Annotated in this window: 17 protein-coding genes; 9 read left to right on the top strand and 8 right to left on the bottom strand. The window is 60.2% G+C overall.

Features of this window, described 5'->3' with window-relative positions:
- Positions 1-104: 104 nt before the first annotated feature.
- Together X727_RS150970 and X727_RS150975 are read left to right on the top strand one after the other, a co-directional pair.
- Positions 105-1,367: a cation:dicarboxylase symporter family transporter gene (locus X727_RS150970; RefSeq protein WP_155923574.1), complete on the top strand. Its 1,263-nt coding sequence runs from the start codon at positions 105-107 to the stop codon at positions 1,365-1,367.
- Positions 1,368-1,502: 135 nt separating this feature from the next.
- Positions 1,503-2,084: a histidine phosphatase family protein gene (locus tag X727_RS150975; protein WP_023711385.1), complete on the top strand. Its 582-nt coding sequence runs from the start codon at positions 1,503-1,505 to the stop codon at positions 2,082-2,084.
- 22 nt (positions 2,085-2,106) lie between these two features.
- Here the strand turns inward: X727_RS150975 and X727_RS150980 are convergent, their stop codons facing one another.
- Positions 2,107-2,859, bottom strand: coding sequence for a pseudouridine synthase (locus X727_RS150980; protein WP_023726814.1), 753 nt, complete (start codon positions 2,857-2,859; stop codon positions 2,107-2,109).
- A 148-nt stretch (positions 2,860-3,007) separates the two neighbouring features.
- On the opposite strand from X727_RS150980, the gene X727_RS1000000169025 reads away from it, so the two are divergent.
- Positions 3,008-3,169, top strand: a complete 162-nt coding sequence (locus X727_RS1000000169025) for a hypothetical protein (RefSeq protein ID WP_023669672.1) — start codon at positions 3,008-3,010, stop codon at positions 3,167-3,169.
- A 28-nt stretch (positions 3,170-3,197) separates the two neighbouring features.
- Entirely contained in the window at positions 3,198-3,407 is a 210-nt protein-coding gene (locus X727_RS150985) for a DUF768 domain-containing protein (protein ID WP_023669673.1), read from the top strand.
- 89 nt (positions 3,408-3,496) lie between these two features.
- On the opposite strand, the gene X727_RS150990 is transcribed toward X727_RS150985, so the two are convergent.
- Complete coding sequence (locus X727_RS150990) at positions 3,497-3,955, bottom strand: hypothetical protein (protein WP_023669674.1); 459 nt, start codon at positions 3,953-3,955, stop codon at positions 3,497-3,499.
- 190 nt (positions 3,956-4,145) lie between these two features.
- On the opposite strand from X727_RS150990, the gene X727_RS150995 reads away from it, so the two are divergent.
- Positions 4,146-4,409 (top strand): DUF982 domain-containing protein, encoded by a 264-nt coding sequence (locus X727_RS150995; protein WP_023834292.1) that lies wholly within the window; start codon positions 4,146-4,148, stop codon positions 4,407-4,409.
- 60 nt (positions 4,410-4,469) lie between these two features.
- On the top strand, positions 4,470-5,069 hold the full coding sequence (locus X727_RS151000) for an SOS response-associated peptidase (protein ID WP_023834291.1): 600 nt from the start codon (positions 4,470-4,472) through the stop codon (positions 5,067-5,069).
- Between the two features lie 427 nt (positions 5,070-5,496).
- Here X727_RS151000 and X727_RS151005 read toward each other — a convergent pair whose 3' ends face one another.
- Positions 5,497-5,886, bottom strand: coding sequence for a hypothetical protein (locus X727_RS151005; protein ID WP_155923573.1), 390 nt, complete (start codon positions 5,884-5,886; stop codon positions 5,497-5,499).
- A gap of 502 nt (positions 5,887-6,388) precedes the next feature.
- Here X727_RS151005 and X727_RS151010 point away from each other — a divergent pair.
- Positions 6,389-7,135, top strand: coding sequence for a Crp/Fnr family transcriptional regulator (locus X727_RS151010; protein ID WP_023699539.1), 747 nt, complete (start codon positions 6,389-6,391; stop codon positions 7,133-7,135).
- Between the two features lie 397 nt (positions 7,136-7,532).
- Here X727_RS151010 and X727_RS1000000169020 read toward each other — a convergent pair whose 3' ends face one another.
- The 4 genes from X727_RS1000000169020 to X727_RS151025 form a co-directional block, all read right to left on the bottom strand.
- A complete protein-coding gene (locus tag X727_RS1000000169020; RefSeq protein ID WP_023834289.1) occupies positions 7,533-7,817 on the bottom strand; it encodes a PilZ domain-containing protein in 285 nt (94 codons plus the stop codon).
- A 185-nt stretch (positions 7,818-8,002) separates the two neighbouring features.
- Positions 8,003-8,245 carry a DUF982 domain-containing protein gene (locus X727_RS0133965; RefSeq protein WP_031204261.1) on the bottom strand — a complete coding sequence of 81 codons (243 nt, stop codon included), beginning with the start codon at positions 8,243-8,245 and terminating at the stop codon, positions 8,003-8,005.
- Positions 8,245-8,475: a hypothetical protein gene (locus tag X727_RS151020; protein ID WP_023669678.1), complete on the bottom strand. Its 231-nt coding sequence runs from the start codon at positions 8,473-8,475 to the stop codon at positions 8,245-8,247. The genes X727_RS0133965 and X727_RS151020 overlap by 1 nt, the downstream gene beginning before the upstream one ends.
- Before the next feature lie 207 nt (positions 8,476-8,682).
- Positions 8,683-9,600 carry an NADP-dependent oxidoreductase gene (locus tag X727_RS151025; protein ID WP_023834288.1) on the bottom strand — a complete coding sequence of 306 codons (918 nt, stop codon included), beginning with the start codon at positions 9,598-9,600 and terminating at the stop codon, positions 8,683-8,685.
- Between the two features lie 245 nt (positions 9,601-9,845).
- Here X727_RS151025 and X727_RS151030 point away from each other — a divergent pair, with 245 nt between their 5' ends.
- Positions 9,846-10,055, top strand: coding sequence for a DUF3072 domain-containing protein (locus tag X727_RS151030; RefSeq protein ID WP_023834287.1), 210 nt, complete (start codon positions 9,846-9,848; stop codon positions 10,053-10,055).
- Between the two features lie 68 nt (positions 10,056-10,123).
- On the opposite strand, the gene X727_RS151035 is transcribed toward X727_RS151030, so the two are convergent.
- Positions 10,124-10,339: a nuclear transport factor 2 family protein gene (locus tag X727_RS151035; protein WP_280806378.1), complete on the bottom strand. Its 216-nt coding sequence runs from the start codon at positions 10,337-10,339 to the stop codon at positions 10,124-10,126.
- Positions 10,340-11,062: 723 nt separating this feature from the next.
- Between X727_RS151035 and X727_RS1000000166480 the strand changes: the two genes are divergently transcribed.
- Positions 11,063-11,296: a hypothetical protein gene (locus X727_RS1000000166480; protein WP_081726126.1), complete on the top strand. Its 234-nt coding sequence runs from the start codon at positions 11,063-11,065 to the stop codon at positions 11,294-11,296.
- Positions 11,297-12,129: the final 833 nt, after the last annotated feature.

Raw genomic sequence — 12,129 nt, 5'->3', positions numbered from 1 at the left:
GGTAATGCCGCACAGTCTGGCACGGCAGTTGCAATCACCGATACAGCAGTCGCAAGGCTGCGGAAACAACTGCCCCGGGAGGTCGAGCTTTCGATCGGGGCGCCATGGAGGACGTCATGCAGCCAGCATTCGCTGCCGCCGAACCGCGCGGCAAGCTACCCTTTTACCGTCATCTCTACGTGCAGGTCCTGACGGCGATCGCCGCCGGCGTGCTGCTCGGTCATTTCTATCCCGAACTCGGTGCTTCGCTGAAGCCGCTCGGCGATGCCTTCATCAAGCTGGTCAAGATGGTGATCGCGCCGGTCATCTTCCTGACGGTGACCACCGGCATTGCCGGCGTCTCCGACCTGAAAAAGGTTGGCCGCGTCGCCGGCAAGGCGATGATCTATTTCCTGGTCTTTTCGACCCTGGCGCTGGTCGTCGGCATGGTCGTCTCCAACGTCGTCCAACCGGGCGCCGGCATGCACATCAATGCGGCGACGCTCGACCCCTCGAAGGTCGCCACCTTCACAGAGAAGGCGCATGACACGACCATCGTCGGCTTCCTGCTCAACATCATCCCCGACACCATCACTGGCGCCTTCGCGCAAGGCGACATTCTGCAAGTGCTGTTCTTCTCGGTACTGTTCGGCATCTCTCTCGCTCTGGTCGGCGAGCGCGGCCGCCCGGTCGTCGATTTCCTGCAGGCGCTGACCTCGCCTATCTTCCGCCTGGTCGCCATCCTGATGAAGGCCGCCCCCATCGGCGCCTTCGGCGCCATGGCCTTCACCGTCGGCAAATACGGCATCGGCGCGATTGCCAACCTCGCCTTTCTGATCGGCACCTTCTACCTGACGTCGCTGCTCTTCGTGCTGGTCGTGCTCGGCGCTGTCGCTTGGTACAACGGCTTCTCGATCCTCGCCTTGATCCGCTACATCAAGGAAGAGCTGCTGCTGGTGCTCGGCATCCTCGTCCTTCGGCTTCTCCGGCGCCGGCACCAGGCGCTCGGNATGACGCTGGCGGCGCTGTTCATCGCCCAGGCGACCGATACGCCGCTCACCTATGGCGACCAGATTCTGCTGCTGCTGGTTGCCATGCTGAGCTCCAAGGGTGCCGCCGGCATCACCGGCGCCGGCTTTATCACGCTGGCCGCCACGCTCTCTGTCGTGCCTACGGTACCCGTTGCCGGCATGGCGCTGATCCTAGGGGTCGACCGCTTCATGTCGGAATGCCGGGCGCTGACCAACTTCGTCGGCAATGCAGTGGCTACGATCGTTGTGGCGCGCTGGGAAGGCGAACTCGACCAGACCAAGTTCGCCGCCGCCATGGCCGGCACATTGTCCGAGGAAGCCGACCTGGCGCTGTCGGGCGATCTGCAGCCCGCCTGACCGCTCCGGGCACTGACGTTTGAGCACAAGGCCGCAGCCGATTCGGTTGCGGCCTTTCCTTTTCCGCCTGCACGTGGCTGGCGCTGGCCGGGCCCTCCCGGGTAGGGTGCGGACGTAAAACCGAAAGGCCGGCGCATGAGCAATCCGTACCCCGAAATCTACCTCGTCCGTCACGGCGAGACGGAGTGGAGCGCTTCGGGAAAACACACCGGCCGCACCGACATACCGTTGACGGCAAAGGGCGAGGCGGCAGCTCGCGGCGTGGCGGACCGGCTCAAGGATCTGTCCTTCCAGGCGGTGTGGTCGAGCCCGTCGCAGCGAGCCTTCAGCACCTGCACGCTTGCCGGCTTCGGCGCTGCTGCCGTCAAGAAGGACGACCTGCAGGAATGGGACTATGGCGCCTATGAGGGCGTTAAGACCAAGGAGATTCTTGTGCAGCGCCCCGGCTGGCAATTGTTCCGTGACGGCTGTCCCGACGGCGAGTCGGTAGCGGATGTCGGCGCCAGGGCCGACAGGATCATCGCCGGGCTGCGGGCAATCGAGGGCAATGTGCTGGTGTTTTCAAGCTCGCATTTCCTGCGCGTGCTGGCCGCGCGCTGGCTCGGTCTGCCACCCGAAGGCGGTGCGCACTTCGTGCTTGATACCGCGAGCCTCAGCATCCTCGGTTATGAGCACGATCTGAGCGAGCCGGTGATACGCAGGTGGAACCAGAAGTAGTGTTTCTCAGCAAGCCTGCCTCTTAACGCGCGAGCACCGCCAATTCCTCCGATGTCAGATGCCGCGCCTTGCCCTTGGCGAGCTCGCCGAGCTGCAAACCGCCGATCGCCACCCGAACCAGCCTCAGCATCTCGATATCGAATGCCCCGAGCAGGCGGCGGATCTGGCGGTTGCGGCCCTCGTCGAGCACGATTTCCAGCCAGGCAGTGCGGCCGCCGCTGCGCAGCAGTTCGATCGAACTTGCGGTCAGCAGTTCGCCGTCGACGATCGCTCCGTCGCGAAAGCGCGCCAGCATCGCTTCGTCGGGCGCGGTGCCGATCTGGACATGATAGGTCTTGGCGACATGCGAGGCCGGATCGAGCAGGCGGTTGGCCCAGCGCGTGTCGTTGGTCATCAGCAACAGGCCTTCGCTGGCCTTGTCGAGGCGGCCGACCGGCGACACGAAAGGCAACTCCAGTTCCACCAGGCAGTCATAGACGGTGCCACGATCCTGCGGGTCATCGCGCGTGGTGACCTGTCCGCGCGGCTTATTGATCATCAGGTAGACTTTTGCCTCGCCGACGATCTGCTCGCCGTCGACAGCGATGCGGTCGCGGCCGAGATCGACACGCAGCGACGGATCGCGCACCACCTTGCCGCCAACCCGCACGCGCCCTTCGGCTATCAGCAGCTCGGCCTGCTTGCGCGAACACAGGCCGAGTTTGGAAAGCGCCCGGTTCAGGCTAACGCCTGCCTTGGCGGCCTGGTGTCGGGCGATGTCTGGTGGCCGTGCCATGTCCTGCTTGCCATCCCAATGATCGGCATCGACAAATGCCACGCCCCGCATTGGCTTCGCAACCTGCCGCGGCATCAACATCACGGGTCGCGGGAGCGGGGCTGTTCTCAAATACGATGTGTCAGGGGGTCGGGCTCAACAGCCCGCCATGGAACGCTGCCCCGCGACGGACGTTGTTGCCGACGAGCGATTTGTCGCGAAAGGCACCGCCATGAAGAAAATCTACCAAAAGCCGACGCTCGTGAAGCGAGGCAGGCTCACCAGCCTGACGGCTCAGATCGTCGCTTCTGGGGTCATTCTGGGGGAATGATCCCCCAGATAACGGAAGGGATAAATCGATGAGCGAGCGCGGCGTTGATTTCCTGCAGGGCTGGATCCACGAGCACCTGCCGGGCGAACTGCCTGCCGACAAGGCAACGGCTCGAACCCTAACCACGCGAGCTGCCCTGGATGCTCGGCATTTAGGCCTTGAGGTCAGCGAGATCGAAGAGGATCTCGGTCCGCTGGAACGGGTGATTTTCGAGGCGCTGGATCAGCCCGATATCTGAGCCCCCGATATGAGCCCATTGCAGGCGATATTGGCCCATCGCCATCCTGGCGGGGGCTTTTCCGTGATGGCATCCGTGGGTGCGCAGCCCTAGGCAGCCCGCGCAGCTGACGCTCCCCGTGCCGGCGGCAATTCGAACACAGTGGCGCCGTTCTCTCGGCCGCGTTCGACATAACCGATGACACGGAACCATTTGCCGACGTCGGCCCGCTGCAGCCAGCTGCGCGAGTGGATGGGAAGGTTGCCGGCCAGCGCCTGAATGTGGCGGATGTGGCGCCTGCAGAAGCGGACCGTCGCGGCGCTGAAGAAACCCTCCTGCGCGGCAAACAGCGTGTCGGCGGCGTCGCTGTTCTCGTGCCAGGCGACGATCGCCACCGTCTTGTCGCCCTCGACCAGCGCGTGCGCTCGGCCTTCCTTCAAATTCATCATCAGATTGTCGTAGGCGACCTTGCTGTCCTTGCCGGCGGCCACATACTCGTCCGACATCCGCGTGGACAGATCACGGAAGACACTTTCGAGATCGCCGATCGTAGCTGCGCGTGCTCGCATTTCTCCTCCTGCAGCCCCGGCAGGCAGTTTGCCCTAGGTGGAGGGGATCACCAAGCAAAGCGAATCCGCCATTTGGCCGATGGGCGCAAAGTGATTTCATTGGGCGGGTTTATTGCGTTGGCAAATCGCTCCCGTGGAACCGAACTTGCCTCCCCCGAATTGACTCGCGATCGCGTTCGGGAGGGGAAGCATGCAAGATCAGCATTTCGATGAGCCGGTTCGCGTGGCGCTTGGCAGGTCCAGAAACACGATCTACAAGGTGGAGCGTGTCGCGCAGGCCGCTGACATCCTCATGAACCGATGGCCCGTGAAGACAGGCGGCTATCACGTCGCCGCCCGTAAAGCCTGCCTTGGCGTTCTGGAAGGCCTTCAAGAGGCGCGCTATGCCCGCGCCGCCTTCGTCAACGCGGCGATCGAGCCCGATATACTGCTCGAGCGCGACCGCGAGGGTTGAGCGGTCCATCGCCTCTTTGTTTGGCGTGAGGTAAACTGGCAGACCGGTCGGGAGCCTTCCATGTGCAACGACTATGAGCAGCATATTCTCTGGGCTGAATATTGCCGGATGCTGGAGTCGCTGGCACTCGAGATCCCGACCCATCAGACCGAACTTGAACTGCCGCGGGTTGATGACATCCATATCAACGATCCAGCCCCGATCATGCGCGCCGCCGGCGACACTGGCGTTGTTGAACTGACGTCGATGACGTTTGGATTTCCGCCGGCCGGCCCGAAAGGCGGACCAGTGTTCAACTTCCGCTCCGAAGGCCGGCAATTCGCCGGCAGCAAACGCTGCCTCGTGCCGGCATCCGCCTTCTTCGAGTTCACGGGCACGAAGTATCCGAAGGCAAAGCATCGCTTCACGCTCAACGGCTCGCCGTTCATGGCCATCGCAGGGCTTTGGCGTGAAGCTGCCGGCAACAAGCCGCCAACCTTCACCATGCTGACAACCGAGCCTGGACCGGATATTGCGCCCTATCACAGTCGGCAGGTCGTGGTGCTTCGGCCCGGCGATTGGGCGGCTTGGCTCAGTCTGACCAAGCCGGAAGCCGAACTGCTGCAGCCGCTTCCAGCCGGCTCGCTGCGCGTGGAGACCGTGCGCCCCGAAAGTTCATAACTCGGTTGCGCAGGCTTGCCGGCACAGCCGGCAGGCCGAAATCAGGAATCCGTCGGTGCGGCGCCAGGAAGTCAAGCCCTTGATGTTCAGAGAAAACTGGTGCCCAGAGGCGGAATTCAAGTGAAGAAAATCCCGTTTTGCTTTCAGATACTTAGGGCAATGTTAGCCGCATCTGCTACCAACATAAATACCAACAAAATATTCCTGTGGATTGGTTCGGTTCCTGCTATTTCTCTCAATGCCTTGCACCTGCACCTTGTCTCTTCCGGTTTAGTCTACATCCTTCTTGGTCATACCTCATCATGCGGGGTCGAGTGAAGACCACGGCTGGCCAAGACGACTTAATCAGAACGGATGGCCATTGCCCCAAATATCGGGATCGCTTTAGGCGGTTTCTGAAAGCCGACATCGTGCGAAGAACAGGTGGCTATTTACGGGTCCTGAGACCTTGGCCCATACACCGCTTTGTAGGGTGGACGCGGCGCAGCGAAAAGCGCGGCCAGCCGTTCCTCATGTTGCTTGACCAGTGAGGCAGCAATAACAGGTAACTCTGCGGCGGACCGGTGTAGTCGTCGAGGTCGATCGGATTAGACTTCATAGGTGCTCCGTCGATGCGTAGTAGACGGTCTCGTCCTACCAGCAGCCCAGCTTGGCCCGGTGCATTCTGGCTTTGCAGGCGCATGGCGGCAGAAATGATCTCGCGCCAGTGCCTGATACCGCCCTTGGCGATTTGGCCCTTGGTGAAGGCGAACTCCAATTCAACGCAGCCGAGAGACAGGATGTCGATTTGATGTCGGTCAATTGCGTAGCAGGCCATGGCATCGACCAACGCTGTCAAATAACTGGCATAGTAGGATCGGCGCCTCGGAGGTGCCGGGCCACATCCACCCGCTTGGGCCGTCCCCAAGTCTGATATCTGTCAGGAGAGCCACAACTCGCTCCGGCTCACGATCGAAAGTCGCAATCGCTTGAAGGCCCTTTAAGCCGGCGACTACCTCGAACCCGGCCTCCCGGAGAGAGTTCTCGACGTCTCCACGATCAGCACGGAACCCGATGACATTGAAAGCCTGCTTCGTGCGCCCCAACAGTTGAACGGCTGCGAACTCTTAAGGTTCCTGGCGCGCAATAGCACTCGTTAATCCGGTGGAAAGCAGGTTGTGATCCAGCCGTTTCGAACAGGTTGCGGCAGGCGAAAAGGATTGAGGACAGCTGAACTTTGCGCGCATCATCGACGCACTGACCATTGGCCTTCGTCTCCTCTAGGCAGCGGGAACATTAGCGCCAACTAAAAGTTGGGAGCATACACGAACAGGTTCTTGATGGCACATGATCATTCTTTCAAAATGTTGATCCGCAAGCTCCAAGCCATCTCGGAACTCGCAGAATCAGACATTGCGACCTTGGGGAACATCTCGATTCAGGAGAAGAGATATCAGGCCAACGAAGACATTCTGCGCGAGGGCGATAAGCCGAGCCTTTCGTTCGTCGTTCTTGAAGGCTTAATAGGGTCGATCAAACTAACCGGGGAGGGGAAGCGTCAAATCTCCTCCTTTTTTGTTCCGGGCGACATTCCCGACCTGCATGGTTTGCATTTGTCGGTCATGGATTGCACTTTCACCCCTCTCATGCCCGCTAGGGTGGGCTTCATGCGGCACGACGAACTTCGCGCCGTTTGCGACCAGCACTCTTCGATAACGAGAGTGTTTTGGCGCTCGACGGTGATCGATGCGGCGATCTATCGAGAGTGGGTCACCAACGTCGGTAGGCGCGACGCCTACTCGCGTATGGCCCACATTCTTTGCGAACTCATTGTTCGCCTTCGCTCGGTAGGCCGCATTGAAGATCATGTGGCCTATCTCCCCATAACGCAGGCTGCACTTGGCGACGCACTTGGCCTCTCTACCGTGCACGTGAACCGAGTGCTTCAGGACCTTAGACGCGACGGTCTGATATCCACCGTTGGCTCGCGTTTTCATGCGACCGACTGGGCAGGGCTCGTTCGCGCCGCAGATTTTGACTCTACCTATCTTCATCAAAGGGCTGCGCAGACGGGTGCCGGTTTCTGATCCTGCTGGGCCGCTCATGATCCGTTGAGCCCTCGCGATCCTCAAAACCGAATCTCCTGTAGAACCCGCACTCCAACAGGAATGTCGATCACCGCTTGAGAACTGGACCGCAGACTTACCTAGCGACGGCATGGCTTCTCAAAGATACGACCTCAGGAGGGACTCGACGAAACCTGAGCGGTGTTTGACGCGTTCACTGGCCAACCAGCCGAGGCGTGGGGCGCTCCGGCTAAATATCTGGACGAGGAATATTCCCGCGATTTTGTAAGCCTTCTGACCGTGTCGACCTGAAGCGAAGTTTCGCCGGGGGGTAATCTCTAAAGTGCGACTGCCATGGAACACGTGCCGAGCGCCGGAGAGTGTCCAATTCCCCGGTCTGTGCATCCCGGGCACAAGCTCAGCCATAGTGGAGACGCGGCTTTGGCAACGTTCCTATAAATTGAACCCCAATTCGGTCGTTCCTGCGCCACCGCAGGACTGCCTGGTAGGCAACGCCGTCGGTCGGCACGTAAACCACGAACCGCTCAGGGACACGCGATTCCACCGGGACTTTGAGCTCAGCTCCGCCACTGTTTTGGTTCCGAATGGTGCAACTGATCTCGGAGTTTGTGATTCCGCTGATGATTGAGGCGCCTTTCAGCACCCGCTGCCTCCGTTCGCGGCGATGCTCTTCATCAACCATGTGACCTCCATCGGTCACCCGCGGCCCTATATGGTACGCGCACCGGCGAATAACTGTCCATCTAGGTCGTCGCTCGTTAGTGTCTCACTTTAAAGTTTGACGACGGAGACGGACAGCATAAATGCCCGTTGCGCCGGTGAATTCGCAACGCGAACAGACCCGAATGGGCTCGTCGTATAGCGTTGTTAATCCGGCAGCAGCATCTCCTCTTCATCGGCCGCGGCTTCGAACAGCAGCCGGAAGTCATTACCCGGCATTTTGCCATCCATCGCAGATAGGCAAGCTTCGGCCGCCAGCCGCCACTTGGGGCCACGACTGGACCACTTTAGGAGCTCCTCGGCGGCGGCATCAACCCGGTTGACACCAAGGCGAAGCCCCGGGCGCTCAGTCTTCACATAAACCGGAGGGTTGAACCAACGGTGGGGCATCACGCCTCTCGAACGTCAAAGGCGATGAACAGTCCCCAAACGGAGGCTGATTTGACGATCATTTCGACTAACTGGCAGTCAGTTTCGAGAAGATCGCCGCCGCGCTCACGGACCGCTACAATGGTCGCTTTGACGGAAATAATGTCGCCGGGTTGAGAGCCCAACAGGACCTCGCGGACCAGCTCCTTGGCCGTTTGCTGCGTAGGCCGAACAGGTGCTTGAATGTCCATCCCATCCTCCCAGAGAGATAGAACCTCAATCAGCTATTCTGTGGGTCACTTTCCGAAAAAGGCAAGAATCGGAAACGTACAAAGTAGGTTCCCGCAAACACCGCCCTACGATGGCTAAATCCCGCGACAGGCGCTGATTTGCACCTCACCGTGTCAGCTGCCAGAGGCGGCCATACGGAGAGAGGACCGGCCTCCTCGCCCAAGTTCTCACGGACGAACGCGGACAACCGTCTTTCCTGCGCGTCGGTCCGTTGAGTTGAAGGTGCCGATGGCATCATCCAAGCTCGAAACCTTGCCAATGTTCGTCCGCAGTCGTCCATCGCGGATCCGCTGCACTATCTCAGAGAGCTGAGGGCGATCAGCCTCGACGACGAAGTCAACGGTCAGGCCATCGGCAGCTCGAATGTCCGTTGGTCCAACGACTGTGACAAGGATACCTCCGGCGCGGACGAGCGTTGCGGATCGCTTCTGGATATCGCCGCCGATGACATCGAACACCAGATCGACGCTGCCTACATCTTCAAGGGTGTCTTTTGCGAGGTCGAGGAATTCATTTGCACCGAAGTCGAGCGCTTTCTGGCGGTCGGCGGCCCGCCCGGTGCCGATCACATAGGCTCCGGCCTCCCTTGCAAGCTGCGCCACCATCGAACCGACGGCACCGGCAGCGCCATGCGCGAGAACGCTCTGCCCGGCCTTGATGCGGCCATGCTGAAACAGCCCCTGCCATGCGGTTAGGCCGGAGATCGGCAGGCTAGCGCCCACCGTAAAGTCGACATCGCCGGGCAGCGGCGCGAGGTTACGGGCCTCCATGGCAACATACTCGGCGAGGGTGCCGTCGCGATGCCAGTCCGCGAGGCCGAACACCCGCTGACCGATAGAAAGCCCTCTGGTGCCGTAGCCGAGCGCAGTGACCACACCAGCCAGTTCGTGGCCCAGGATCGAAGAGGTCCGGTCACGGAAGGCTCGGTCGGCCCACGTCGAGGGCCACTCCAGTTCGGTGTTGACGAATCCTGCCGCATGAACCTGTACGACCACGTCGTTAATTGCCGCCTGAGGCTCGGGCAGCTCCACCAACTTCATCCCGGCCGTTCCTGCAGTCTGGTCCGTCGCTACGATTGCTTTCATGGGGATTGTCTCCTCACCGTTGGGGTAAATTGCGGGCGCGGAGGATCTTTCGATGTCTCGCGCAGAGTTGGCGTCGGGTTCATCGTTGGCGACCGCGAGCGGAAGCTAAGCAATCTCGTCGGATTCTTCCAGCACGGGTAAACTTGCAGTTGTGAACACCTATGCCCTCGCAATTTCACACACTTCAAGCATGTGGAACAAAAGCAGATCAAATACGTTGTGCCGTTCCCAACACGGAGAGCGTCATGCAAACTTCACCCCGAGCCAAAAGCGAAACTATCAGCAAGGATCCTGACGAATGGACGACGGGAGACGAGCCAATGACTCCGTCGCAAGCTTCCTACTTGAAAACATTATGTGAGCAGGCGGGCGACGACAGAAGCTACGCCGAAGATCTAAGCAAAGCCGAGGCCTCGAAGCGAATCGACGCGCTAAGGACTGAGCTCAAGCTCTAAAGGCGCTGGGAGACCTACGACAGGTTGGCCAGTTTTGCGGTATTTGGCCTCTGATCTGGACGGTCGTATTAGTGAAGGTGGTAGAGTTTGCTAAGGATCTTCATTTCTCCTGCGATTTTGAGCAGAGAAAGATAGTCGGTGAACCTTGTGGTTCCAAATTCGTCCTCGACCTTCGCAGTGGCTGCATCGCCCGTAATGTCGAGCGATGCGACTGCCCAGTTGGGGCTGGTGTTCGGCGGCAAGGCCGCACTCATCACCTCGCCGACATAGGCATCGACACTCAGCCATGGAGCTCGAAGAGATCGCGGCTATCTACCCGCTCCATCAGCAAACCGGGTATGGGCGGAAAGTGGGCGTAGGCCGACCATGTGGTTGTCGACGCCGAGATGCGCAGTGCTGGTATCGGCGCCAAACTGATGGGGCGATCGAGAAGGAAGCAGCGCGTTTCGGCTGCGACATCACCCGCATCTCGATACGAGCGCACACACAAATTCTACAGCCTAAACGGTTAGGCCGATGATGCGCTCGTTCTGGTCAGCCACTGAGTGCGTGGGCCGAGGCAGAGTTCCCACAATATGCTGCGCACAAAATAGCGACAGAGCGGGCCTAGAAGCGACATAGCGCCGGGTGTGAACGCGAACGCAGCCGGCGCCCGAATGCGTTCAGCGAGCGCCGTCGCGTCCACCTTGCCTTTCTTTGACGGCCCTGATGTTCAGCTTCCCACGGCAGCGCGTGGAAGTCGGGCTGGTGCCCCGCTTCACGGTAGCCAGCCTGAGTGAGTAACTTGCTTTGTCCCGCTCCACAACGCAAACAAACGGCGGATTCCCCAAGCACCTGTAAACGCCTACAGCTTTTTCCATGCGACAGGTGTGCTGCGGGTGCTCGAAGATGTCGTCCTTCATTGCGATGACAGAACAGGGAGCGAGGACAACTCTTTTTTTGATTGCAGAGAGAGTCTGAGCGGGCTTACTAGTGAGGGCTTTGCCATCGCTTTGAGGGAGGCTGCGATGGTTGCAACGCCCATAGATATCGCTCAAGCGGCCACTACGGCCACCTTGCTGATGCGCCTTCGTCAACGTCATCGCGATGACGTGGCGCGAGGCTGGGAAGATGCCGACCCTTCTACTGTTGCCGTCTCCCGTGCGCCTGAGTGTCAATGGCGCGATTTAGCCAAGGCCCTGGTGCACGATTGGTTCGAGCTGATCGAAACTGGCTTGGTGGATTGGATCGTCAGCAAGTAGCCGCTGCCCGCCAGCGGCCCAGCAGCCGTCTGCGGGACTTTGCAGCGGACGCGCTGGGCCTGACCGGTGGGGCGGTGTGGTATCCGCCGGCTGGCGAACATATGCGCCTCCTCNCTGCCCGCCAGCGGCCCAGCAGCCGTCTGCGGGACTTTGCAGCGGACGCGCTGGGCCTGACCGGTGGGGCGGTGTGGTATCCGCCGGCTGGCGAACATATGCGCCTCCTCCCAACGCCAGCGAAACATCCAAACGAACGAGGCGATCTAACAGCGATCTCCCCATCCAGCCAACACATAGGCCTATAGCAAGGGGTCTATAATCGCTGAGAGAGCGAAAATGGCCGACGCCATGGTTGGGGAACCCGGGTGGGTAGGCGCCGGCCACAAGCGGAACAGGCCCGCCGCGCCACACACATGGCTGATTTGTCATCACGTGGTTATGGTGTGATCGCGTAGGGCTAGACCAGCGGAACTTAGTAAACGCCGCTTGGTAAGCGATCCTCGACGCGATCGTTCATCGCCACGACGACTTGGGAAACTTGACGGTTGCAGCCTTCTGCCATGTCAAGCTCAAGTCATTAACAGCGGCCGCCCGGTCATGAGCAGGCATGCGCCCATCCTAGCATGTCGCGCTGCCGGTATCGCAAGGCGCCGGCAGCAAGGGGAGGCGACCAGAGCCGATGTGAAGGGACTAGGCAGCTAATATTCGCTTGCGCTAATTTAAAAGTGCCGTTACGTCATGCTCAGCCTTTTGCGGAGGCGCAACGGTGGGGAAGTATGATGAGAGTTGCTGCGTTTTGTGCGGCGATCGTGATCGCTGGGACTGGTGTCGCTGTT

Source organism: Mesorhizobium sp. L103C105A0 (genome assembly GCF_000502215.1).
In the GTDB taxonomy this organism is placed as follows: Bacteria; Pseudomonadota; Alphaproteobacteria; order Rhizobiales; family Rhizobiaceae; genus Mesorhizobium.
This window is presented reverse-complemented; position numbering and strand designations above follow the sequence as displayed.

Excerpts from the sequence above, each read along its gene's own strand:
- X727_RS150975 (WP_023711385.1), top strand. The coding sequence starts at position 1,503 with ATGAGCAATCCGTACCCCGAAATCTACCTCGTCCGTCACGGCGAGACG.
- X727_RS150980 (WP_023726814.1), bottom strand. The coding sequence starts at position 2,859 with ATGGCACGGCCACCAGACATCGCCCGACACCAGGCCGCCAAGGCAGGC.
- X727_RS1000000169025 (WP_023669672.1), top strand. The coding sequence starts at position 3,008 with ATGGAACGCTGCCCCGCGACGGACGTTGTTGCCGACGAGCGATTTGTC.
- X727_RS150985 (WP_023669673.1), top strand. The coding sequence starts at position 3,198 with ATGAGCGAGCGCGGCGTTGATTTCCTGCAGGGCTGGATCCACGAGCAC.
- X727_RS150990 (WP_023669674.1), bottom strand. The coding sequence starts at position 3,955 with ATGCGAGCACGCGCAGCTACGATCGGCGATCTCGAAAGTGTCTTCCGT.
- X727_RS150995 (WP_023834292.1), top strand. The coding sequence starts at position 4,146 with ATGCAAGATCAGCATTTCGATGAGCCGGTTCGCGTGGCGCTTGGCAGG.
- X727_RS151000 (WP_023834291.1), top strand. The coding sequence starts at position 4,470 with ATGTGCAACGACTATGAGCAGCATATTCTCTGGGCTGAATATTGCCGG.
- X727_RS151005 (WP_155923573.1), bottom strand. The coding sequence starts at position 5,886 with ATGGCCTGCTACGCAATTGACCGACATCAAATCGACATCCTGTCTCTC.
- X727_RS151010 (WP_023699539.1), top strand. The coding sequence starts at position 6,389 with ATGGCACATGATCATTCTTTCAAAATGTTGATCCGCAAGCTCCAAGCC.
- X727_RS1000000169020 (WP_023834289.1), bottom strand. The coding sequence starts at position 7,817 with ATGGTTGATGAAGAGCATCGCCGCGAACGGAGGCAGCGGGTGCTGAAA.
- X727_RS0133965 (WP_031204261.1), bottom strand. The coding sequence starts at position 8,245 with ATGCCCCACCGTTGGTTCAACCCTCCGGTTTATGTGAAGACTGAGCGC.
- X727_RS151020 (WP_023669678.1), bottom strand. The coding sequence starts at position 8,475 with ATGGACATTCAAGCACCTGTTCGGCCTACGCAGCAAACGGCCAAGGAG.
- X727_RS151025 (WP_023834288.1), bottom strand. The coding sequence starts at position 9,600 with ATGAAAGCAATCGTAGCGACGGACCAGACTGCAGGAACGGCCGGGATG.
- X727_RS151030 (WP_023834287.1), top strand. The coding sequence starts at position 9,846 with ATGCAAACTTCACCCCGAGCCAAAAGCGAAACTATCAGCAAGGATCCT.
- X727_RS1000000166480 (WP_081726126.1), top strand. The coding sequence starts at position 11,063 with ATGGTTGCAACGCCCATAGATATCGCTCAAGCGGCCACTACGGCCACC.